The organism is Pseudomonas sp. GW821-FHT07G10, assembly GCF_059418545.1.
This window is the reverse complement of the sequence record NZ_JBWKQB010000012.1, coordinates 140,780-162,559: the sequence shown is the minus strand read 5'-3', so window position 1 is coordinate 162,559 and position 21,780 is coordinate 140,780. Positions and strand designations below refer to the sequence as shown.

Genomic DNA, 21,780 nt, shown 5'->3' with positions numbered 1-21,780 from the left:
CGTTCCCACGCTCCTGCGTGGTAACGCATCCCGGTGACGCTCTGCGTCACATGGACGCGGAGCGTCCAGGGCGGCATCCCACGCAGAGCGCGGGAACGATCAAACGCAGACAAAAAAGTGCCCGACGCGAAAGATCGCGCCGGGCATTCGTGGCATGAAATCATGCGATCAATGAGTGGTCATTCCGGCCATATGCATCATCAGCCGGAACAAGCTGGCCACTACCCCAAGTGCAATAACACTGCCGAACCAAATGGCGATCAACCAAAGAACCCGTCGATACCAAGGGGCGGATTCGCTTTGCGTAGCCGATACTTCAGCGGTCCGGACGTTTTCGCTGTCAATGGTAGCCATCGCCGATCCTCACTTTTCCGCGGAACACGTAATAACTCCAGCAGGTGTACATCAGAATGATCGGCAGAATGAACAACGTGCCGATCAAGATGAACAACTGGCTTGAAGGCGGCGATGCGGCCTCCCACAAACTGATGGAGGGCGGTACGATATTCGGCCAGATGCTGAATGCCAGGCCGATATAACCCAGAAATACCAGCGCCAACGTGAACACAAAGGGCCAGTGAGAATGATATTGGCGTAACGTCCCAAGCAGCCCGAATAGCGCCAGCACACCCAGAATTAACAACCCGCCAAAGACCACGATATGCGCGTGTGCGAACCAGCGCGTCGCAATCTCGGGATGCAGCAACGGTGTCCACACACAGAGCACAGCTACCACCGCCGTGAGGGTGAACGCCAGCGGCCGAGTGTAGTGACGCATGCGTGATTCAAGCATTCCTTCGGTCTTGACCAGCAGCCAGGTACTGCCCAGCAACGCGTAGGCGACGATCAGCCCCAGACCGCAGAACAATGGAAAGGGTGACAGCCAGTCCAGGGTGCCGCCTGCAAACTCACGATTGACCACCGGAATTCCGGCGATATAAGCGCCAATCACGATGCCTTGGCAAAACGTTGCCAGCAGTGAGCCACCGATAAAGGCCATATCCCAGATGTGGCGCTTTTCAGGGCTGGCCTTGAACCGGAACTCAAACGCCACGCCGCGAAATATCAACCCGGCCAGCATGAAAATCAGTGGCAGATACAACGCCTCCAGAATCACCGAGTAAGCCAAGGGAAACGCGCCGTAAAGTGCCGCCCCACCAAGTATCAGCCAGGTTTCGTTACCGTCCCAGACAGGCGCTACGGTGTTCATCATCACATCGCGTTCCTGCCTATCCGGGATGAGCGGGAACAGGATGCCCAACCCCAGATCGAACCCGTCCATGATCACGTACATCATCACCCCAAAGGCAATGATGACGCCCCATATCAACGACAGATCTATACCTTGAATGCCCATGGTCAATCCCCTTGTTCAGTTGACGTGATCGCCGGACGCGAACGTCTCGGCGACGGCGGACAGGGGGCGGCGTGGCGTACGCTCCTGACCGGGACCGCCCTGAGGCGGATGCTCGTGATGTGGCTGAGGGCCTTTGCGTACCAGCTTCATCATGTAACCGATGCCCACCGCGAAAACCGAGAAATAAATCAATACAAACACCGCCAGCGAAACGCTGAGCTGCGTGACCGTGTGATTGGAAGCCGCATCGGCAGTTCGCAGAAGTCCGTAGACGACCCACGGCTGACGGCCTACCTCGGTGGTGATCCAGCCCGCCAACATTGCGATCAGACCGGTAGGCCCCATGAACAACACCAGGCGCAGGAACAGGCGATTGCGGTACAGCGCGCCATTACGGCGTAAGGCAAGACCCAGCAAACCCGTGAGGATCATCAACATTCCAAGCCCGGCCATAATCCGAAAGCTGAAAAAAATGATGGTCGCGTTGGGACGGTCCTCTTTAGGGAAACTCTTGAGAGCAGGGATCTGTTTATCCAGGCTGTGCGTCAGGATGAGACTGCCCAGGTAAGGGACTTCTATCGCATAACGCGTCTTCTCGACCGCCATGTCCGGGATGCCGAACAGCACAAGTGGAGTCGGCTCGTTACCGACGTTTTCCCAGTGCCCTTCAATGGCGGCAATTTTCGCCGGTTGATGTTCCAGGGTATTCAGACCATGGGCATCACCGACCACGGCCTGGATCGGCGCCACGATCAACGCCATCCACAACGCCATCGAGAGCATCTTGCGCACTTGCGGCGTGTCATTTCTACGCAGCAAATGCCAGGCTGCGGAAGAGCCGACAAAGAACGCCGTGGCCACGAACGCAGCGATGGCCATGTGCGCCAGTCGGAAAGGGAACGACGGATTGAAGACGATGGCCAGCCAGTCCATCGGCATGATCCGCCCATCCACGATCGAGAAACCCTGTGGCGTCTGCATCCAGCTGTTGGAGGCCAGAATCCAGAAGGTCGAGATCAACGTACCGATGGCGACCATCACCGTGGCAAAGAAGTGCAGCCCGCGCCCTACCCGGTTCCAACCGAACAGCATCACCCCAAGGAAGCCTGCCTCAAGGAAAAACGCCGTCAACACCTCATACGTCAGCAATGGCCCGGTAATACTCCCGGCGAAGTCAGAGAAGCGGCTCCAGTTGGTGCCAAACTCGTAAGCCATGACCAGCCCGGAGACCACCCCCATACCGAAGTTGACGGCAAAGATTTTCGACCAGAAGTGATAGAGGTCCTTGTAAACCGAATTGTTGCTTTTCAGCCAGAGACCTTCGAGGACCGCCAGGAAACTGGCAAGCCCGATGGTGATGGCAGGAAATATGATGTGAAACGAGACCGTAAACGCGAATTGAATTCGCGCAAGGTCCAGCGCCTCCAGATTTAACATGACGATACCCTCATAGTGGCTCGATGCTCGTGCATACAAAGCCCGGCCGCAGTGAGCCTCACGGCTCGCAGCGAACAGATTTCCAATGATCTGGTGAGGCTGGGGCGGCAATCACGCCACCCCGGCCAGACTCAAGCGCCGAAGGACTGGATCAGGTTGCTGGCCTTCGCCTGCTCAAGGCGAATGGCGATGAACTTCGAGGTCGGCGTGAACGTGCGGTCGCCATAGCTTTCCAGCGGCACCAACGGGTTGGTTTCCGGGTAATAGGCGGCGGCCTGACCGGGTGGAATGTCGTAGGCGATCAAGGTAAAGCCGGTCACTCGACGCTCGCGACCATCCCCCCACAGCGAGATCATGTCGACCATTTGCCCCGGCTCGTAACCCAGTTTTCGAATGTCCTGCTCGTTGACGAATACGACATCGCGCATGCCGTAGACGCCGCGATAACGATCATCCAGTCCATACAAGGTGGTGTTGTACTGATCGTGGGAGCGCATGGTTTGCAGGATCAGATCCGGTTTCACGTCCAGGTTGCGCACGCCTTCGCTGACCAGGTGTTCCGGCAATACGCTGGGGGCAAACTGCGCTTTGCCAGTGGCGGTTTTCCAGATGCGTTTGGCTGCATCGTTGCCCAGGTGAAAGCCACCGGGGTGCAGCAATTTTTTATTGAAATCCTCGAAGCCGGGAATGGTGTCGGCAATCAGGTCACGGATGCGACCGTAATCTGCGATCGCCCAGAGCCAGTCAATGGGATGTTTACCCAATGTTGCGTTGGCAATCCCGGCAATGATCGCCGGTTCCGAACGCATCAACGCGGACTTGGGTTTCAGTTGGCCGTGGGAAATGTGCACCATGCTGAAGGTGTCTTCCACCGTCACGCCTTGCGGCCCCTCCTCCTGCATGTCGATATCGGTGCGCCCCAGGCACGGCAAAATCAAGGCCTCGCGGCCAGTGACCAGATGGCTGCGATTGAGCTTTGTGGCGATATGTACCGTGAGGTCGCAGTTGCGCAGTGCGTCGTGAGTGCGCGGGCTGTCAGGAGTCGCCTGGGCGAAATTACCGCCTAAGCCGATGAACACTTTCGAGCGCCCCTCTTCCATTGCAGCAATCGCCATCACCGTGTTGTGGCCGTGTTTGCGCGGAACCTTGAATGCAAAGCGCGCTTCCAGCGCGTCAATAAACTCAGGGGGTGCCAGCTCGTTGATGCCCATGGTGCGGTCGCCCTGCACGTTACTGTGCCCGCGCACCGGCGACAACCCCGCGCCCGGACGACCGACATTGCCACGTAACAACTGTACGTTGATGATCTCCTGAACGGTCGGCACCGAATGAGTGTGCTGAGTCACGCCCATCGCCCAACACATGATCACCCGCTTCGCTTTGCGGTACATGCGGGCAGCCAGTTCGATGTCCGCCAGGGTCAGGCCGGACTGTTCGACGATATGCTCCCAGGTCGTGGCATCAACCTCAGCGAGATAGGCATCCATTCCCGAGGTGTGTTCGGCGATGAACACGCGGTCGAACACCGCCTCGCTGTTGTTCGCGAGCGCTTCACGCTCCCACTGCAACAGGAACTTGGCGATGCCGCGCATCGCCGCCATGTCGCCGCCCAATGCCGGACGAAAGTACGCGGACGAGGTGGGTTCGGAGCCGTTGGTGAGCATTTCCAGCGGATGCTGCGGGTGCTGGAATCGTTCAAGACCCCGCTCTTTCAGTGGGTTGAAACAGATCACCTGCGCGCCCCGCTTTACCGCTTCGCGCAGTGGCTCAAGCATCCGTGGGTGGTTGGTGCCTGGGTTCTGGCCGATGACGAAAATGGCGTCGGCTTCCTCCAGATCATCGAACGTCACTGTGCCCTTCCCCACGCCGACGCTGTCACCCATGCCCAGGCCGCTCGCTTCGTGGCACATGTTCGAACAGTCAGGGAAGTTATTGGTGCCGTAGGCACGAACGAATAGCTGATAGAGGTAAGCCGCTTCGTTGCTGGCCCGGCCGGACGTGTAAAACTCGGCCTGATCAGGCGACGTCAGCCCTTTCAGGTGTTTGGCGATCAAGGCAAACGCATCGTCCCAACTGGTTTCGACGTAGCGGTCAGCAGTGGCGTCATAACGCATGGGGTGAGTCAGGCGCCCTTGGTATTCGAGCCAATAGTCACTTTGCGCCGCCAGCGACGACACCGTGTATTTGTTGAAAAACGCCGGGTTGACCAGACGGCCGGTGGCTTCCCAGTTGACCGCTTTGGCGCCGTTCTCGCAGAACTTGACCATGCCATTTTCCGGCGATTCGCCCCACGCACAGCCCGGGCAGTCGAATCCGCCGTTCTGGTTGGTCTTGAGCATGGCTCGAATATTCTTGAACGCGTTTTCGCTGCCCAACCAGTTCCTGGTAACAGCAATCAGCGCGCCCCAGCCAGCGGCCGCCCCCTTATACGGTTTATAACGTTCAACTTCGCTCATGATACTTCTCCAAGACGTGCACGTAGGCGGTAGCCTGATGTCAAGTCATTGTTAATTTCTGTTTTTGTGCGCCTATAAAAATGCGACTTTATTTAGCGACAGGTTATTCGCATTCAATTACTTCACGGGCCCAATTCAGGGGTACGAAGCAAGACTATTCCGCGCATTACATGCCTGTCTAATTGCAAATAATGACCAGATCATCGAAATGATCTATCAAGAAAATAATCACTAAAAATCAATAAATTACAAATTCAAGACAGCGAGAATCCGAGCCACTTCCTGCTCAATAGATTCCATTGATCAATCAGTTGTTAATAGTGATTAGACGGCCACTTTAAATGACCTTAGTCTTGGGTCATCAAGGCCCTATATAACAGTGGTCTTCCAAAACCGGCGCCATGGCTGATACACCTGGATCGCTGATGGAGGTTGTGATGTCAGATCGAATTTTGATGGATAGTTTTTCTCGGCGAGTCGACTATCTCAGAATGTCTGTGACCGACCGGTGCGATTTCCGCTGTGTTTATTGCATGGCCGAGAACATGGAATTCTTGCCGCGACAACGAATATTGACGCTGGAAGAGATCTATCAGCTAGCTGAAAGCTTTGTGGCGCTGGGCACCCGAAAAATCCGCCTGACCGGTGGCGAACCGTTGATTCGCCCCGGCGTGGTAGCGCTGTGTGAACGCATTGCAGCGCTACCGGGGCTGCGTGAACTGTGCATGACCACAAACGGTTCACAGCTGGGCAAGCTCGCGGCACCCTTGTTCGATGCGGGGCTCAAGCGCCTTAACATCAGTCTCGACAGCCTCGATACCCATCGCTTCCGCGAACTGACCCGCACGGGTGATCTGGCTAACGTCATCGCCGGCATTGACGCGGCGAATGCAGCAGGTTTTCAACATACCAAACTCAACTGCGTCGTCATGAAAGGGCGCAACGATCACGAGATAAACGATCTCGTTGGCTTTGCGATTGATCGCGGACTGGACATTTCCTTCATCGAGGAGATGCCACTGGGTGTAATCAGCGAGCACAGCCGTGCAGGGGCATTCTTTTCAAGCGCGCAGGTGCGCGAGCGTATTGCCGAACGCTACACGCTCATCGACTCCGCGGAATCGACCCAAGGCCCTTCGCGCTATTGGCGCCTGGCTGAGGCGCCGCATATTCGCCTGGGATTTATCTCGCCCCACAGCCACAATTTTTGCGCTACATGCAATCGTGTTCGGCTGACCGTCGAAGGCCGACTCCTGCTGTGCCTGGGCAATGAACATTCCGTCGACCTGAAGGAAGTGCTTCGCCGCCACCCAGGAGAGCCGGAGCGCCTGGAGAAGGCAATCATCGAGGCGATGAAAATCAAGCCGTACCGACACCACTTTGAACTCAATGATGACGTGCAAGTTGTCCGTTTTATGAACATGACGGGCGGATAGCCTGCCCGGTTTTCACATCATTATTCTCTAGAAGGCTGCTTCCCATGATCGTTAGAGCCAAACCTAATCTGATCAATGTTCTGATTTCACTCAAAGGCTCGATTGCCAAGCGTATCGCGCTGCGAAGCCTTCTGGTGACACTCCTGGCCTCCGCTATTGTCCTGGTCGAAACACTCCATCCTGCGTACTTCTCAAAGGTTAATGCCACCCCCTTCACGCTGTTGGGGCTATCACTTTCAATCTTCATGAATTTCCGTAACAACGCCTGCTACGACCGTTGGTATGAAGCGCGCAAAGCGCTGGGTGCGATGGTGATGGACCTGCGTTCGATGATCCGGGAAACTCAGGTCATTAAAGACAAACAGCAACGCAGCATGATGTTGCGAAATCTCTGCGGGTTTGCCCATGCGCTGAACGCCAGACTTCGCAAAGAAGACGAGCTCAGTGCGGCGGGTACGTGGCTTAGCCAGTTACCCTCTTCAAACACACCTAACATCCCTGAAAGGATTCTGCGTCAAGTCGGCCAACAGTGCTCAACACTCGCCGAATCAGGCCACATCAGCGAATGGCGTTACACGCTGATGGCCAATCATTTGACCAATCTGACCACTACGCAAACGACCTGCGAGCGTATCAAAAGTACTCCACTCCCCTTCCCTTACACACTCTTGCTACACAGGACAATTTACATATTTTGCATTTTGTTGCCCTTTGCGATGGCCGAGCCACTGGGCTGGCTAACGCCAGTCTTCACCGCCATTGTGAGTTATACGTTTTTTGGGCTGGATGCTATTGGCGACGAATTGGAAGACCCCTTTGGTCAAGATGAAAACGACCTTCCAACGAATGCCATCGTGCGCAACATCGAACGTGAGGTGCTTGACGCCCTGGGTGCGACAGAACTCCCTCCCATACTTCAGCCCGTGGACTTCGTGCTGAACTGATTAGCACAACCTACTCATTAAGCACCCGCAGGGGTGGAGGATAAACATGAATGAATTCAAACAACCCGATTCCGGGACGCTGACTCATTTAGATGCCGAGGGCAGAGCCAATATGGTCGATGTCAGCGAAAAAGAGCCGACCAACCGTGAAGCTCAAGCACAGGCCTGGATACGTATGCGACCTTCTACGTTGAAACTTATCCAACACAATGGGCATCCCAAGGGTGATGTGTTTGCGGTCGCTCGAATCGCAGGGATCATGGCGGCGAAAAAAACCCATGAACTCATCCCTTTATGCCACCCATTGATGCTCAGCTCAATTCACATCGAGCTGAAGACTGTCGAGCCCGATAGCGTAAGAATTGTGAGCACCTGCCGACTTAACGGCAGAACAGGCGTTGAGCTGGAAGCCCTCACTGCTGCAAGTGTTGCGGCACTGACTATCTACGATATGTGCAAAGCCGTCGACCGAGGGATGATCATTGATAGAATTCAGCTGCTCAAAAAACACGGCGGAAGATCAGGAAACTTTGAAGCAGGTGCCGCTCAATGATTCTCATCAACTACTTTGCGCGTTATCGAGAGCAACTCGGTATTGGCGGAGAAAAAATTGCTCTGAATGCGTCATTGCGAAGCATTGACGATGTCAGAAAATTCCTGATCACCCGAGGAGAGGTTTGGGAGCAAGTCCTCGGTGAAACCAGCCTCATGTGCGCGCTGAACCAGGAGTTATGTACACTCGGTGCCTCCATTGAAGAGTTCGATGAGATCGCCTTCTTCCCCCAAGTGACGGGTGGTTGAGTGATGACTATTCAGATCCAGACCGAGGCGTTCAACCTGAATGAACTGAACAGCGGTTTGCATGCCGAAGACCATAGCGTTGGGGCAGTGGCCACCTTCGTCGGATATGTCCGGGATATCAATCAGGGGGAAAAGGTCAGCAGCCTGTTTCTCGAGCACTATCCAGGAATGACCGAGCGATCATTGCAACTCATCGTCGACCAGGCCAATGAACGGTGGCCTCTTCAACAAGTGAAAATAGCTCACCGCGTGGGTCTTTTGAACGTCGGCGATCCCATCGTGTTTGTCGGAGTTGCCAGCGAACATCGACAGGCTGCCTTTGATGCCTGCGCCTTTTTAATGGACTCTCTGAAAACACGAGCACCCTTCTGGAAACGTGAAGAAACCCGATCCGGTGACCGTTGGGTGTGCAGTAGAGAGAGTGATCGGCTGGCAGCAAGTCGCTGGGAAGGCAGTGATGAGTGAGCAAAAGGAATCCACCCCGTCCAAATGGCTGAGGGGTGGATGGGGCGCTCTAAAACAACTCGCAGAACGGAATAAACCGTGCCGTGTCACCTGCCTGCAGCGCACAGCCCTCCAGAATCTCGACCAAGCCATCAGCCCAGGATGCGCCCAGCAATACGCCTGAACTCTGGTTTGGATAGAGTACGGCTCGCCCCTCCTCCAATTTGGCTCTCAGGTACTCCCTGCGGCCTCCTGCTTTAGGCCAGTCAAAACCGACGTTAATCGGGAAGCTCAATGGTGTGACGTCTTCGACACCCTGGATGCGCAACACGTAAGCCCGGGCCAATAGCCCAAAAGTCACCAGAGCCGACGTCGGGTTTCCTGGCAGACCGATGACCGGCACTGTGCCAAAGTGTCCCACCGTCAGTGGCTTACCCGGCTTTATGGACAGCTTCCAGAACAACGGTTTACCGCATTCACGCAGCACCTGCCCGAGACAATCGGCGTCACCTGCGGACACGCCACCGGTGGTGAGAATCAAGTCCGCATTGTGTTGCAACTGTTCGAGTTTGAGGCGCGTCTGCTGCGGCCGGTCGGGGAGAATACCTGCATCGATTACCTCGCAACCCAATGCACTTAACCAGTGGCTCAGTAAGGTGCGATTGCTGTTGTAGATACAGCCGGGCTTCAAGGGCATACCCGGTTCGGCCAGTTCATCGCCTGTGGAGAGCAGCGCGACCCGTGGGCGCCGTACGACATGCACATGCGTACATCCCTGCGCCGCTGCGATGGCCAACTCGAAAGGTCCCAGTCGTTTGCCGGCAGGGAGCAAAACCTGCCCGACACGGTTCTCCTGGCCTTGCGGTCGAATATTCTGGCCAACTGTCAGTGACTGGTTGAAGCTGACGCGGCCATCATCCAAGAGCTCGACGTTCTCCTGCATCTCTACGCTGTTGGCACCCTCGGGGACAGGCGCTCCGGTAAAGATTCGTACACAGGTCCCCGGTAGCAACGCTTCGGGGGCCTGACCGGCAAAAATTCGTTGGGATACGGCTAGTGGCTGTCCGCTCCAGTCGTCCACATTCAAGGCATAACCGTCCATGGCACTATTCGGCCAAGGCGGAAGATCCAGGGTCGCCACCAGGTCACTGGCCAGCACCCGTTGCCGTGCATCACTCAGCTGTACTGACTCGCTATCATCGAGACGTTGGGCCTCAGCCATGGCCAGTAGCCTGGCGATGGCCTCCTCCACAGGCATCAGCGGTGACTGACTCATCCCCGTGACCCGCAGACTTGCACAGGCTTGAGGTGCGGCACGAAATTGCACGGCCTGTGGCGTGCATCCAACTGCTCGGCAAGAATGCCTTCCCACGCGGTTCGACAGGCGCCAGTAGAACCTGGCAGGCAGCACACCAGTGTGCCGTTGGCCAGTCCGGCCAAGGCCCGGCTCTGTACAGTGGACGTGCCAATATCGAGGATAGAAATCGCCCGAAACAACTCACCAAAGCCGTCAATTTGTTTATCCAACAAACAGGTCACCGCCTCAGGTGTACTGTCGCGGCCAGTGAATCCGGTGCCCCCGGTAATCAGCACGACCTGAATCCCCTCGTCGGCAATCCAGCTTGCGACCTGTGCCCGGATTTTGTACAGGTCATCCTTGAGCAAGTTGCGCTCACTCAGGGTGTGGCCCGCTTCCAGTAATCGACTGACGAGCAATTGCCCAGAGGTATCATTGGCATATTCACGGGTATCACTGACGGTCAGCACGGCAATATTCAACGGTACAAATAACGCATCCGACTTAACGCTCATGTCATTCTCCGGCAGGCAATAATGAAAACAATTGTTAGAGGCTAAAGCGCTGAAACGGTCACTGTCTAATCACTCTGGCCGACCAGATTATCGAGCGCGTCTATCGAAGGTTTTTTCATCCACAGTGATTCCTTATTCTAATTAAACTCGGTTTTGATAGAGTCAATCGATCGATCATTAAATACTTCTGATTGGACTGACAAGATAAACAGTGAGATCGTCTGCTCACCCAACTATCCGTGTTTTTAATCATGACACTTACCTGCTCTACTGCAGTTTCATCTGTACCCTGCTCAGTGCTACTACTTGCTGGCGGGCGCGGGGCGCGTATGGGGGGACGGGATAAAGGGCTGCTGCCCTGGAAAGGGAAGCCGCTCATCGCACATGTACACGCTGTGGTACGACCCTTCACCGACGACTTGATCATCTCCTGCAACCGTAATGAAATAAGTTATCGAGCCTATGCCGATCAATTGGTCGAGGACTCACAAAGGGATTTCCCGGGACCTCTGGCGGGAGTCCTGGCCGGACTGGCTGTTGCGCACCATCCGTGGCTACTGATTCTCGCCTGCGACGCACCGAACATTGACGCGCCGCTGATCAGGGCTCTGTTAGAGGCGCGCCCTGCGACGGGTTCAGCGTTGATGGTGCAGCAGGCCGGGCAATGGCAACCCATGTTCAGTTTGATTCCCAAGGCGCTGCTACAGGGCCTGCAGCAAGACTGGGATGAGGGAGAGCGAAGCCTGTTACGCGCGCTGTTGAAACGTGACCCGAGGGCGTTGTCGTGCGCCTCGGACGACTCGCGCCTATGTAATTTCAACACCCCGGAACTGCTTTGCGAAACGCTATCTGCGTCATTTGAATAAGTTCACACTGTTTCCTCCAAAGGGTCGGTTCGGGACTTTTCAAACAATCCATGCGTCCTGGACTCCTGTGTTAATACTTACTTCACATACTTCCCTCAGCAGGTGCCATCGTGGACATCAAACAACTCAAGTTCCTGATTGCGCTGGAACAGACTCGACACTTCGGGCAGGCCGCTGCTCGTTGCCACATTACTCAGCCGACGCTGTCCATGCGCTTGCGCAATCTTGAGGATGAACTGGGTCTGGAGCTGGTCACCCGAGGCCAGCGCTTTGAAGGTTTCACCCAGGCGGGTGAACGCGTGCTGGCATGGGCGAGAACATTGCTCGCCGCACATGACGGGCTGTTCGCCGAAGCCGCCGCGTGTCGCGGTCAGTTAGTCGGCAATTTGCGTCTGGGTCTGGTGCCTCTCAGCGGCTTTAATCCCATCAGCTACGTTCAGGGGCTTTCCCATACGTTCCCAGAGCTCAAATTCAGCCTGTCATCCATGAGCTCAGACCGAATCATCGAAGGCATAGGTAACAACCAACTGGATCTGGGCATCTGTTATCTCGATCATGTGAGTCCGGACTATCTGGATTTTTTCGAAATAGGAGAGACCCGCGTCGGCTTGCTGTACGACACTCGCCACTTCCATTTCGAAGGAACCGAAATGAGCTGGGAAGATGCCGCCGAGCTGCCATTGGGGACGATCAGCAATGGCATGCACTATCGAAAATCCGTTGATCTGAGTTTCCGCAGCCGCGGGCTAGACCCACAGCCAATACTCGAAACCGACTCGACTTATCAGTTGTTCCAGGCGATTCACGAAGGTTTTTGCTGCTCGATCATGCCGCTGAACAATGGTCTGGAAAACCCGATTGAGAATCTGGCCTTTATCAACCTTCCAGATGCAAGTGTTCTCGCGCCACTGGGTCTCGTGATGCGCAAAACCGAACCTCGCTCGGCAATCGCCGAGAAGTGTTTTGCTGAAGCCAGAAAACTATTTGCCGCAAAGAGCTGATTCGAGGGTTTTGTCATGTCTTGCCGAGTCGAACAATCATCTGAGCAAAGCGATGCGAATGCACCTGCGCCAAAGCCTCTGAATGTCACCTATCGAGAATACGATACGCGCGCACCCGTCTCCCAGGCTGCGCTAGCGTCCGAGATCGCCCTGGCCATTACGTACAACGGACTGAGCCAGGCCGTGATGATGGTTTCACCCGGCAATATCGAGGATTTCATCCGGGGTTTCAGCGTGAGTAACGATATTGTTGAAAATCTGAACGAAATCCACGACATCCGTCTCTCGCACTTCGACCAGGCCTGTCAGGCGGATGTACAGATCTCCAGTCGCGCCTTCTGGGCACTGAAGAATCATCGCCGGCAAATGGCGGGTACCAGTGGTTGCGGGTTGTGTGGTGTGGAAGCGCTGGAGCAGGCACTTCCGCAACTGGACATTCTGGAGCCTGTTCCCCTCCCTCTCGCGGAACACTTCAGCGGACTGCGTGAGCGCATCGAACAGGCTCAAATAATGGCACGCAGCAGTGGCGCGCTGCATGCGGCGCTGTACTTCGACACTCACGGCTCGGCGCTCTTGTGCCGCGAAGATATCGGCCGACACAACGCGCTGGATAAATTGATAGGCGCTATGCAGCATGCACAGATCGATGCACGTTGTGGCTTCACGGTAGTGACTAGCCGCTGCAGCCTGGAGCTTATTCACAAAGCGGTAAGGGCGAAGTTTGGCACGCTGGTCAGCTTGTCGGCACCCACCGCATTGACCGTGCAGTGGGCAATCAAGCACCGCCTCAACTTGATCCACGTCCCCCACCGAAGCGCGCCACGGATTTACAGCCCTGTTTAACGCCTCCACCTACAGTTCACCCCGACACCGGCACTCACCAACAGGCTTCACCAGCATGCGCGCTCCAGCGTTGCACTCTTTGAGAGCGCTCCACTCGACTGCAACGCTTCTGCGAAGCCCCTGGCGAATCAACAAAACGATCTGATTTTTTGAAACCCGCTATCCGCTCGTCGCGTTTTTCTCGCCTGCCTCCCCGTTGGAATGATCCAGACCTCTGGCGCGCCTATGCTTATAAGTGCAAAAGGAGTTTATATACCCGTACCACAAGCAGCATTCGCTGCCTGGATACGGTGGCGGGGAATCTGACGCCACAGGGCGTTGATATCCCCTGATTGCCTCTCTCGACGTGGACATGCGACCCGGACATTCGCAGTCCAGCTCGAGTCATCCAAGAGGAGAAATGATATGTCTACCGTTAAAAAAATGCCGATCAGCACCGAACAGAAGACCAGCCAGCCATCAGTGAGCAAGGATCTCTGGCGTCCCTTCGACGCGCTGCGCCAACAGGTCGACAATTTGTTCGAAGACTTCGGTCGAGGCTCGGCGCTTTCGCCGCTCGGCCGTAGCCTCTTCGATGTCGAGCCGTTCAGCCGCGGCCTCTTTGATGTCGAGCCATTCTGGAATCGGGAGATGAGCGGTCGTGGCATGCCCGCCGTGGACATTGCCGAGCAGGATAAAAGCTACGAAATCACCGCCGAACTTCCCGGTATGGATGAGAAGGACATTGAGATCAAACTGTCCAATGGCAGCCTGATCATCAGAGGCGAAAAGAAAGCAGACAGGGAAGAACAGAGGAAGGGCTATCACCTCACTGAACGCAGCTACGGCTCATTCGAGCGGGTCTTCAACCTGCCCAAAGGGGTGGATGTCGACAAGATCGACGCGCATTTCAGCAAAGGCTTGCTGACGGTGGCTCTGCCGAAAAAAGCCGAGGCCATAAAACCGGAAAAAATTGTGCGAATTAAAGCCGACTAAAACCGCGTGCCCATTGGCCCCTTGCCAGGAAAACCTGGCAAGGGGCTTTTTGTGGGTTTCCCCTTTGCAGGCGCTGGCGCAGCCTGCGATCTTTTCAGCACTCACCCAGGATCGCGTTCTGACCGAGGATCAAAAGATCGTCCGTACACGGCGCGAACCTTCGGCAGCTCCTGCGGGCAAACCACAAGAGGTCCGCTCGATATACATAAAACTGATCGACTGACAGCAGGTCTAAAATTTTAACCAATACTCAAGTGTAGGGCGCAGAACGACTCTGCATAACACTGCAAAGGGTCGTTGCTCACATGCATCGTTCACTCCCGAGCCGAGACCATGAAGAAGACCGATCAGTGGAATTTTTCATACTTCCTCATCACCTTCGTCGCGCTGACACTGGCGCAGTTCCTGTTTGTCGGGCGCGCTGCCGTCGAGTCGATCCCTTACAGTCAGTTCCTGCAGTTGCTGAACGAGCATAAGGTCAGCGAGTTGAGCATCACCAAGGACCAAATCAACGGCAAGCTGCAAGAGCCTATCAACGGTCATAACCTGTTCAGCACAGTGCGGGTCGACCCAACCCTGGCGACAGAACTCGCTCAATCAGACGTCAGTTTTTCCGGTGTCAACGAAAACACCTTGCTGGGTAATCTGCTCGGTTGGTTCCTGCCCTTTCTGATAATCATGGTGGTCTGGAGTATTGTGTTCCGCGGCCTTGCCGGGAAACAGGGCATTGGCGGCCTGATGAACGTCGGCAAGTCACGGGCAAAAGTATTCGTCGAAAGCGAAACGGGGGTAACCTTCGCCGATGTGGCCGGCATTGACGAAGCCAAGGCCGAGCTAGTGGAAATCGTTTCGTTTTTGAAAGACAAGGCCAGGTACACCCGCTTGGGTGCCCATATTCCCAAGGGGACTTTGCTGGTTGGCCCTCCGGGAACCGGTAAAACCCTGGTCGCCAAGGCCATCGCCGGTGAAGCCGGGGTTCCGTTTTTCTCCATTTCCGGATCCGAGTTCGTCGAGATGTTCGTCGGCGTCGGCGCTGCCAGGGTTCGCGACCTGTTCGAGCAGGCTCGCCAGGCGGCCCCCTGCATCATTTTCATTGACGAACTGGATGCTCTGGGAAAGATGCGCGGTATCGGCGCGCTCGGCGGCAACGACGAAAAAGAGCAGACACTCAACCAACTGTTGTCGGAGCTGGACGGCTTCGATCCTCGCGAAGGCGTGGTGCTGCTGGCCTCCACCAATCGCCCGGAAGTCCTCGACCCGGCGCTGCTGCGGGCCGGCCGCTTCGATCGTCAGATCGTCATTGATCGCCCGGACCGCAAGGGTCGGTGCGAGATTCTCAAGGTGCATATCAAGCACATCACCGCTGACCTCAGCGCCGACTGCGAGCGTATTGCCCAGATCACCACCGGTTTCACTGGCGCAGACCTGGCGAATCTGGTCAACGAAGCCGCGATCGTTGCGACCCGTCGCGGTGCCCCGACGGTCAGCCTCGATGACTTCACGGCTGCGGTAGAGCGCATCATCGCCGGCGTTGAACGCAAAAGCAGTCTGCTACAGCCCGAGGAGCGCCTGGTGGTCGCCTATCACGAAATGGGCCATGCCCTGGCGGCCGGCACCTTGCCGGGAATGGACCCGGTGCACAAGGTTTCGATCATTCCCCGCTCTATCGGGTCATTGGGCTATACCCTGCAACGCCCGACCGAAGATCACTTTCTGATCAGTTACCAGACGCTCAAGGATCGCATCGTAGTGTTGATGGCCGGTCGGGCCGCCGAGTACATCGTCTATGGGCAGATTTCCACGGGAGCGGCGGACGACTTGACCCGGGCCACCGATATCGCCCGGCAACTGATTACCCGTTTCGGCATGAGCACGGAGCTCGGGCAGTCGGTGCTGGAGCGACAGACCCCCACTTACCTGGGCGATCACATGTTGAATCGGGGGGATAAGGACTACTCGGAACAAACCGCGCGGGAAATCGACCTCGGCATCAGAGCCCTGCTTGATGAAGCCTACAGTCGCGCCAAGGCATTGCTTGCGAGTCGCCGGGCCGATCTGGATGCCGGCGCCAAACTGCTGCTGGAAAAGGAAACCCTGACGCCTGAAGAGTTCCCCGCGTTAATGCCCCTCAAGCCTGCGAGCTCCACATCGGGCAACCCACTCTCATCGGAGTGACGCGTATGAACTTCTTGAAGAAACTTTCCGGCTCTCATACCAAGGGTGCGCAGGCCTCCATTGTCCCCTTGTTACGCCAGTATGCTGAGGCGCTGCCGGCGTTGAATTGCGAAGCCTTCGGCGAGATGTTCGACCGTTACGCCGATGCTCGTGTGGTGATGATCGGTGAGGCCAGCCATGGCACCAGCGACTTCTACCGAACCCGGGCGGCCATCACCCAACAGTTGATTGAGCAGCATGGGTTCAATATTGTTGCCGTCGAAGCGGACTGGCCGGATGCGGGCCACGTTGACCGTTATGTCCGCGGGCTGGCGCCTTCGGCCTGGAAACGTCATATCTTCAGCCGATTCCCGACCTGGATGTGGCGCAATACCGATGTGAGGGCTTTCGCCCACTGGCTTCATCAGCACAACAGCCAGAAAGCGCCCGAGCTGCGTATCGAGTTTCGCGGGTTGGACGTTTACAGTTTGCGCAACTCCATTCGCGAGGTATTGAACTACCTGGACCTGGGTGACCCTCAGCTTGCGCATGAAGCACGACAGCGTTATGGCTGTCTGACACCCTGGCAGGATGATCCTGCGCTATACGGCCATTTTGTCGAGCGCGGCGGTGTCATGCCTTGTGAGCAAGCGGTGATCGAGCAGCTCAATGCCATATTGGCCGAACAAATGGCCGGGCTTATCCAGGACGACGAAGCTTTCTTCAATGCCACGCAAAACGCCCAGGTCGTCCGGGCGGCGGAACAATACTACCGAGCGATTTATCGAGGCTCGACCACCTCCTGGAACCTGCGTGACAGGCACATGTTCGACACCTTGTGTGCGCTGCTCGAGCATCGTGGCCCTCAAGCCAGGGCGGTGGTGTGGGCGCACAACTCCCATATCGGCAATGCCGCCGCCACGCAGATGGGCTGGAAGGGCCAGTTCAACATCGGTCAGCTGTGCCGCAGCGCCTATGGGCGCGACGTCGTGCTGATCGGCATGAGCACCGACCGTGGCCAGGTGGCGGCGGCCGATGACTGGGATGGCGACATGCACATCAAGGACATCCGGCCATCTCGAACGGACAGTTGGGAGTATCAGTTCCTTGAGGCGGGCATCGCTGCGTCATTGACCGACTGGCGCGATCCTCAGCGAGAAGCGTTGCGCCAGGCCCTCAGCGAGCCACTGCTGGAGCGGGCCATTGGGGTGATTTACCGACCTGAAAGCGAGCTCTCCAGCCACTACTTCCAGGCGGTGCTGGCCGAGCAATTCGACGCCATGGTCTGGATTGAACAGACGCAACCGGTGACCGCACTGCATCTGCCGAAAAGCCAGGAACTGGAACCGGAGGACGAAACCTTTCCGTTTGGTGTGTGATATCCGCACACCTGTAGGAGCACGGCTTGCCGGCGATGGCGTCCTTGAGATCGCCATCGTCGGAACGCCGCCCGGACCAAGCTCGGCTCCTACAAGGTTTGGCTCATTCGGGCGTTTTTTTTGCCGGCGTGTGCAGATACACCTCAAACCAGTCGCCAGCCAGGCTGGCGACTTTCTCCAGGGCTCCTGGTTCTTCAAAAAGGTGGGTGGCTCCGGCGATGACGTCCAGCCGGTGCTCACACTGCAGGGCCAGGGCGCTTTGGCGGTTAAGGCCAAGCACCGTCGGGTCCTGATCTCCGACGATTTGTAAGGTGGGTGCCTTCACCAGGGCCAGCGCTGCCCCGGCCAGGTCGGTCCGCCCTCCCCGGCTGACCACGGCATGCACCACGTCCGGGCGCAGCGCCGCTGCCAACAACGCCGCTGCGGCCCCGGTGCTTGCGCCGAACAGCCCGATGCGCAACGATTTCAACTCAGCGCTGTGCCCTATCCAGTCGATCACACCCACCAGTCGTCTGGAGAGCAGCGCGATATCAAAGCGCAACTCTCCGGTCAGGTAGTCCACGTGTTGTTCCTGCTCGGTGAGTAGATCGAACAGCAGCGTGCCCAGACCGCGCTGGGCCAGAGATTGTGCAACCTGCTGGTTACGTGGGCTCGAGCGACTGCTGCCACTGCCATGGACGAACACCACCAATCCGCCTGCGGCTGCAGGCAAACGCAAATCAGCGGCTAACTCGACGTCCGCCAGTTCCAGCTTGCGATGCTGTGGCTTTAGCATTGGACTGCCTTAAGGCACTCCCTGCCCCGAATTCGATTCGCGTTGCCAGGCGCGTTGCAACAAATCAATAACCTCTTCGTCCGGGGTCTGGGAAAAATCCGCGTACCAACTGCCGATCGACATCAGCCATTCGGGGGTGAGCGGGCAAACCAGCTCATCCACTTCGCTGCGCAGCGCCTCCGCGGTCTCCAGTGGCGCCACCGGTACGGCGACGACGATGCGTGCCGGTTTTTGCAGGCGCACGGCGTGTACTGCGGCCATCATTGAAGCCCCTGTGGCCAGCCCGTCATCGATCAGAATCACCACCTGGTCTTGCAACGCCACGGGCGGACGCGTTGCCCGGTAGACGTGCTCGCGGCGCAGCAGCTCCTGCGTTTCCCGTGCGGCCACGGCCTCGAGTGTGCGTTGATCAATGTGGTTAGCCCGTAGCGCATCCTCATTCACTATTTGTATGCCACCGCTGGCAATGGCACCCATGGCGAACTCCTGGTGAGAAGGAACGCCGAGCTTGCGGACCAGCATCAGGTCCAGGCGAACCTCCAGGGCTGTGGCCACTTCATAGGCCACCGGGACCCCCCCTCGGGGCAAGGCGAGGACAATGACATCGGGTTTTGCGCTGTATTTAAGCAGCGGCTCCACCAGGCTTCGACCGGCAGCAGCCCGGTCATGCAAGGTCGTTTGCCGAGAGGAATAATGAATCATTTAATAACCTCCTCCAGGTGGTATGCCCCCGATACCGGCTTCATAACATACCCACATAGTGTTTGACTGATGCGTCGAAGCCTATGTTCCCCGGTTACGCGAGCATTCGTGCAATGACGACGGCCGCAGCGATGTGCGGCGATTATCGCCGTAGCCTCCGGGCGCCAGGGTTCTCGTCCGGTCTGCTCCTGCGAACTACAGTGATTAGTATCACTTACTCTGGAGAATGGTCATGCGCGCCATGGTTTTACATTCCCCTGGTCAGCCGTTGCAATTGGAAGAGCGTCCAGTCCCGACACCTGCCCCCCATCAATTGCTGATCAAGGTGCTGGCCTGCGGTGTCTGCCGTACTGATCTGCACCTGTTCGACGGCGAGCTCCCTCAAGCGGTGCTGCCACGGGTTCCGGGGCATGAAATTGTTGGTCAGGTCGTGGCGGTCGGCTCGCAAGTGGCACCTTACTGGATCGGCAGACGGGTCGGCGTTCCCTGGTTGGGCTGGGCCTGCGGACACTGCGCTTTTTGCCTCGCAGGACGGGAGAACCTGTGTAATCGGGCACTTTTCACGGGATGTCAGCTCGATGGAGGTTATGCCGACTACGTCCTCGCCGATGCGCGCTTTTGCCTCACCATTCCAGCCGCGCTGCCGCCTGTCGAGGCTGCTCCGTTGCTGTGTGCCGGGCTGATTGGTTATCGCGCCTTGCGGCTGGCGGGGACAGCGCGGCGACTGGGTCTCTATGGTTTTGGCGCCGCCGCCCATCTGGTCATACAAATCGCGCTAACACGTGGCCAGCAGGTGTATGCCTTCACCCGCCCTGGCGACACACAAGGCCAGGATTACGCCAGAAAACTGGGCGCTGTCTGGGCCGGGTCTTCAGAACAACCGCCACCGCAACCGCTGGACGCCGCGCTGATATTCGCCCCCGTCGGGGCCTTGATACCTCTGGCCCTTGCCGCGACGATCAAGGGCGGCTGTGTGATCTGCGCCGGCATTCATATGAGCGATATTCCGGCTTTTCCCTATCAACTGCTGTGGGGTGAACGAGTACTGCGTTCGGTGGCCAATCTGACCCGCGAGGACGGCAAGGCGTTCTTCGCCGAATTTCGTCATACCCCGATTCGCTCCCATGTCACCTGTTTTGCTCTGAAAGATGCCAATACCGCCCTCGCCTGCCTGCGACAAGGACAGATCAAAGGGGCGCTCGTACTGACGCCCTGAACGCCAGTCAGTTACCTGGCGCTTCATCCCCGACCACACGTCGGACACCCCGGCTGCCGTTGATGCCAATCAACCCGTTTGCTCGTACTGGCGGCATGATCAGATAATCGTCTTGCCACTTGATGTCCAGTCAAGGCCCTGAGGGACCACTGTCTTTACTGTTTGGGAGGTTTGTCATGTCCAGACAAAAACGCTTCATGCTGGTGACTTCGCCATTGATGCAGCACAGCGCAGCCTTCGACAGGGCAGCCGCCCTGGCCAGGGCCGAAGGTGCAGCGCTGCACATCGTGGCTTTTGATTATCTCGAGGGCCTGGCGACAGCGGGCCTGGTCAATGAGCAAGCGCTGGAGCAAATGCGTTTGGGCTACGTCGGGCGGCACCGCCAGTGGCTTGAGGAACAGGCCCGGCCCCTGCGCAAAATCGGTGTTGATGTGACCACCGAAGTGACATGGGTCGAACGTCCACTGGAAGAAATCCTTGTCCACCTCAACGAACAACCCATGGACATGCTGATCAAGGCCCTGGAGCACGAGTCGCTGTTGACGCGGATCATGTTCACGCCTCTCGATGTGCACCTGATGCGCCAGTGTCCAGTACCGTTGCATTTTGTGAGCAATACCCGTCATGCCTTGCCGCGCAAGATCGTCGCAGCGGTGGACCCCCTCCATCACAGTGACCAGAACCCGGGCTTCAATGACCGGATCATCCGCGAAGCGGTGAAACTGGCGATGCGATGCAACGCCGAAATCGATGTGCTGTACGCCTATGACCTGTCATCGATCACCTCGTCAGAGTTCGGCTTTGCCAGCGGCTCATCCTTCTTCTCCTCAAGCATGGCCAAGACCATGTATGACATTCAGGATGAGGCCTTCAACGCGTTGGCCGAACGCAACGGCATACCGACCGGGCAGCGCCACCTGATCATGGGCAATCCGGCCAAGGTCCTGGCCAGTTATGCCGACACCCATGACATCGATGTCATCGTCATGGGCAAAGTGAGCCCGCATGGCCTGGACAAACTTATCGGCAGTACGGCAGAGCACCTGCTCTACAAGATGCCTTGCAGTGTGTTGGTGGTCGGTGCTGAACAACCCGAGTATTGAATCATGCAGATCCCGCGCATTTTTCTTTCCCGGTTAGCGTAGTACCTGAAAGTCGGCATCCAGTCCCCGTTCAACTTTC

21 protein-coding genes are annotated in these 21,780 nt (G+C 57.0%); 13 read left to right on the top strand and 8 right to left on the bottom strand.

What is annotated here, in order from left to right:
• Positions 1–168 precede the first annotated feature (168 nt).
• From AC07O1_RS15755 to AC07O1_RS15740, 4 genes are all read right to left on the bottom strand, one after another.
• Positions 169–354 (bottom strand): DUF2474 domain-containing protein, encoded by a 186-nt coding sequence (locus tag AC07O1_RS15755; protein WP_494994142.1) that lies wholly within the window; start codon positions 352–354, stop codon positions 169–171.
• Positions 341–1,357: a cytochrome d ubiquinol oxidase subunit II gene (gene cydB, locus AC07O1_RS15750; RefSeq protein ID WP_495089285.1), complete on the bottom strand. Its 1,017-nt coding sequence runs from the start codon at positions 1,355–1,357 to the stop codon at positions 341–343. The genes AC07O1_RS15755 and cydB overlap by 14 nt, the downstream gene beginning before the upstream one ends.
• Positions 1,358–1,372: 15 nt before the next feature.
• Entirely contained in the window at positions 1,373–2,794 is a 1,422-nt protein-coding gene (locus AC07O1_RS15745) for a cytochrome ubiquinol oxidase subunit I (RefSeq protein ID WP_495089284.1), read from the bottom strand.
• A gap of 131 nt (positions 2,795–2,925) precedes the next feature.
• On the bottom strand, positions 2,926–5,250 hold the full coding sequence (locus AC07O1_RS15740; RefSeq protein ID WP_495089283.1) for an FdhF/YdeP family oxidoreductase: 2,325 nt from the start codon (positions 5,248–5,250) through the stop codon (positions 2,926–2,928).
• 437 nt (positions 5,251–5,687) lie between these two features.
• Here AC07O1_RS15740 and moaA point away from each other — a divergent pair, with 437 nt between their 5' ends.
• The 5 genes from moaA to moaE are packed head-to-tail and all read left to right on the top strand — an operon-like array spanning position 5,688 to position 8,896.
• Positions 5,688–6,686, top strand: a complete 999-nt coding sequence (moaA, locus tag AC07O1_RS15735; protein ID WP_495089288.1) for a GTP 3',8-cyclase MoaA — start codon at positions 5,688–5,690, stop codon at positions 6,684–6,686.
• 44 nt (positions 6,687–6,730) lie between these two features.
• Positions 6,731–7,630 carry a bestrophin family protein gene (locus AC07O1_RS15730; RefSeq protein ID WP_494994146.1) on the top strand — a complete coding sequence of 300 codons (900 nt, stop codon included), beginning with the start codon at positions 6,731–6,733 and terminating at the stop codon, positions 7,628–7,630.
• Between the two features lie 46 nt (positions 7,631–7,676).
• Entirely contained in the window at positions 7,677–8,183 is a 507-nt protein-coding gene (gene moaC / locus AC07O1_RS15725) for a cyclic pyranopterin monophosphate synthase MoaC (RefSeq protein WP_495089282.1), read from the top strand.
• Positions 8,180–8,431, top strand: a complete 252-nt coding sequence (locus tag AC07O1_RS15720; protein WP_495089281.1) for a MoaD/ThiS family protein — start codon at positions 8,180–8,182, stop codon at positions 8,429–8,431. Before moaC ends, AC07O1_RS15720 begins: the two co-directional genes overlap by 4 nt.
• Positions 8,432–8,434: 3 nt before the next feature.
• Positions 8,435–8,896 carry a molybdopterin synthase catalytic subunit MoaE gene (gene moaE / locus AC07O1_RS15715; protein ID WP_495024300.1) on the top strand — a complete coding sequence of 154 codons (462 nt, stop codon included), beginning with the start codon at positions 8,435–8,437 and terminating at the stop codon, positions 8,894–8,896.
• 49 nt (positions 8,897–8,945) lie between these two features.
• On the opposite strand, the gene AC07O1_RS15710 is transcribed toward moaE, so the two are convergent.
• Entirely contained in the window at positions 8,946–10,151 is a 1,206-nt protein-coding gene (locus AC07O1_RS15710; protein WP_495089280.1) for a molybdopterin molybdotransferase MoeA, read from the bottom strand.
• Positions 10,148–10,687 (bottom strand): molybdenum cofactor biosynthesis protein B, encoded by a 540-nt coding sequence (moaB, locus tag AC07O1_RS15705; RefSeq protein ID WP_494994151.1) that lies wholly within the window; start codon positions 10,685–10,687, stop codon positions 10,148–10,150. Before moaB ends, AC07O1_RS15710 begins: the two co-directional genes overlap by 4 nt.
• Positions 10,688–10,938: 251 nt before the next feature.
• Between moaB and mobA the strand changes: the two genes are divergently transcribed.
• The 6 genes from mobA to AC07O1_RS15675 all read left to right on the top strand — a co-directional run bounded on the left by mobA (position 10,939) and on the right by AC07O1_RS15675 (position 17,905).
• On the top strand, positions 10,939–11,553 hold the full coding sequence (mobA, locus tag AC07O1_RS15700; protein ID WP_495089287.1) for a molybdenum cofactor guanylyltransferase MobA: 615 nt from the start codon (positions 10,939–10,941) through the stop codon (positions 11,551–11,553).
• A gap of 110 nt (positions 11,554–11,663) precedes the next feature.
• Positions 11,664–12,554: a LysR family transcriptional regulator gene (locus AC07O1_RS15695; RefSeq protein ID WP_494994153.1), complete on the top strand. Its 891-nt coding sequence runs from the start codon at positions 11,664–11,666 to the stop codon at positions 12,552–12,554.
• Between the two features lie 15 nt (positions 12,555–12,569).
• Positions 12,570–13,397: a formate dehydrogenase accessory sulfurtransferase FdhD gene (gene fdhD / locus AC07O1_RS15690; RefSeq protein ID WP_495012175.1), complete on the top strand. Its 828-nt coding sequence runs from the start codon at positions 12,570–12,572 to the stop codon at positions 13,395–13,397.
• A gap of 423 nt (positions 13,398–13,820) precedes the next feature.
• Complete coding sequence (locus AC07O1_RS15685) at positions 13,821–14,372, top strand: Hsp20/alpha crystallin family protein (RefSeq protein WP_495024305.1); 552 nt, start codon at positions 13,821–13,823, stop codon at positions 14,370–14,372.
• 333 nt (positions 14,373–14,705) lie between these two features.
• Positions 14,706–16,547 carry an ATP-dependent zinc metalloprotease FtsH gene (gene ftsH / locus AC07O1_RS15680; RefSeq protein WP_495089279.1) on the top strand — a complete coding sequence of 614 codons (1,842 nt, stop codon included), beginning with the start codon at positions 14,706–14,708 and terminating at the stop codon, positions 16,545–16,547.
• A 5-nt stretch (positions 16,548–16,552) separates the two neighbouring features.
• A complete protein-coding gene (locus tag AC07O1_RS15675) occupies positions 16,553–17,905 on the top strand; it encodes an erythromycin esterase family protein (protein WP_495089278.1) in 1,353 nt (450 codons plus the stop codon).
• A gap of 103 nt (positions 17,906–18,008) precedes the next feature.
• Here AC07O1_RS15675 and AC07O1_RS15670 read toward each other — a convergent pair whose 3' ends face one another.
• Both AC07O1_RS15670 and AC07O1_RS15665 read right to left on the bottom strand, forming a co-directional pair.
• The gene (locus tag AC07O1_RS15670; protein ID WP_495024308.1) at positions 18,009–18,680 is read right to left on the bottom strand and encodes a dienelactone hydrolase family protein; all 672 of its coding nucleotides are present in this window, start codon (positions 18,678–18,680) and stop codon (positions 18,009–18,011) included.
• Positions 18,681–18,689: 9 nt separating this feature from the next.
• Positions 18,690–19,382: a phosphoribosyltransferase gene (locus AC07O1_RS15665; protein WP_495089277.1), complete on the bottom strand. Its 693-nt coding sequence runs from the start codon at positions 19,380–19,382 to the stop codon at positions 18,690–18,692.
• 232 nt (positions 19,383–19,614) lie between these two features.
• Between AC07O1_RS15665 and AC07O1_RS15660 the strand changes: the two genes are divergently transcribed.
• Both AC07O1_RS15660 and AC07O1_RS15655 read left to right on the top strand, forming a co-directional pair.
• Positions 19,615–20,598 carry a zinc-dependent alcohol dehydrogenase family protein gene (locus tag AC07O1_RS15660; RefSeq protein WP_495089276.1) on the top strand — a complete coding sequence of 328 codons (984 nt, stop codon included), beginning with the start codon at positions 19,615–19,617 and terminating at the stop codon, positions 20,596–20,598.
• A gap of 176 nt (positions 20,599–20,774) precedes the next feature.
• Positions 20,775–21,701, top strand: a complete 927-nt coding sequence (locus tag AC07O1_RS15655) for a universal stress protein (RefSeq protein WP_495089275.1) — start codon at positions 20,775–20,777, stop codon at positions 21,699–21,701.
• Positions 21,702–21,780 lie beyond the last annotated feature (79 nt).

Coding starts and splice junctions, on each gene's coding strand:
- AC07O1_RS15685 (WP_495024305.1), top strand. CDS start 13,821: ATGCCGATCAGCACCGAACAGAAGACCAGCCAGCCATCAGTGAGCAAG.
- AC07O1_RS15720 (WP_495089281.1), top strand. CDS start 8,180: ATGATTCTCATCAACTACTTTGCGCGTTATCGAGAGCAACTCGGTATT.
- moaC (WP_495089282.1), top strand. CDS start 7,677: ATGAATGAATTCAAACAACCCGATTCCGGGACGCTGACTCATTTAGAT.
- moaA (WP_495089288.1), top strand. CDS start 5,688: ATGTCAGATCGAATTTTGATGGATAGTTTTTCTCGGCGAGTCGACTAT.
- AC07O1_RS15660 (WP_495089276.1), top strand. CDS start 19,615: ATGCGCGCCATGGTTTTACATTCCCCTGGTCAGCCGTTGCAATTGGAA.
- AC07O1_RS15755 (WP_494994142.1), bottom strand. CDS start 354: ATGGCTACCATTGACAGCGAAAACGTCCGGACCGCTGAAGTATCGGCT.
- cydB (WP_495089285.1), bottom strand. CDS start 1,357: ATGGGCATTCAAGGTATAGATCTGTCGTTGATATGGGGCGTCATCATT.
- fdhD (WP_495012175.1), top strand. CDS start 12,570: ATGTCTTGCCGAGTCGAACAATCATCTGAGCAAAGCGATGCGAATGCA.
- AC07O1_RS15655 (WP_495089275.1), top strand. CDS start 20,775: ATGTCCAGACAAAAACGCTTCATGCTGGTGACTTCGCCATTGATGCAG.
- moaE (WP_495024300.1), top strand. CDS start 8,435: ATGACTATTCAGATCCAGACCGAGGCGTTCAACCTGAATGAACTGAAC.
- AC07O1_RS15710 (WP_495089280.1), bottom strand. CDS start 10,151: ATGAGTCAGTCACCGCTGATGCCTGTGGAGGAGGCCATCGCCAGGCTA.
- mobA (WP_495089287.1), top strand. CDS start 10,939: ATGACACTTACCTGCTCTACTGCAGTTTCATCTGTACCCTGCTCAGTG.
- moaB (WP_494994151.1), bottom strand. CDS start 10,687: ATGAGCGTTAAGTCGGATGCGTTATTTGTACCGTTGAATATTGCCGTG.
- AC07O1_RS15740 (WP_495089283.1), bottom strand. CDS start 5,250: ATGAGCGAAGTTGAACGTTATAAACCGTATAAGGGGGCGGCCGCTGGC.
- ftsH (WP_495089279.1), top strand. CDS start 14,706: ATGAAGAAGACCGATCAGTGGAATTTTTCATACTTCCTCATCACCTTC.
- AC07O1_RS15670 (WP_495024308.1), bottom strand. CDS start 18,680: ATGCTAAAGCCACAGCATCGCAAGCTGGAACTGGCGGACGTCGAGTTA.
- AC07O1_RS15745 (WP_495089284.1), bottom strand. CDS start 2,794: ATGTTAAATCTGGAGGCGCTGGACCTTGCGCGAATTCAATTCGCGTTT.
- AC07O1_RS15730 (WP_494994146.1), top strand. CDS start 6,731: ATGATCGTTAGAGCCAAACCTAATCTGATCAATGTTCTGATTTCACTC.
- AC07O1_RS15665 (WP_495089277.1), bottom strand. CDS start 19,382: ATGATTCATTATTCCTCTCGGCAAACGACCTTGCATGACCGGGCTGCT.
- AC07O1_RS15675 (WP_495089278.1), top strand. CDS start 16,553: ATGAACTTCTTGAAGAAACTTTCCGGCTCTCATACCAAGGGTGCGCAG.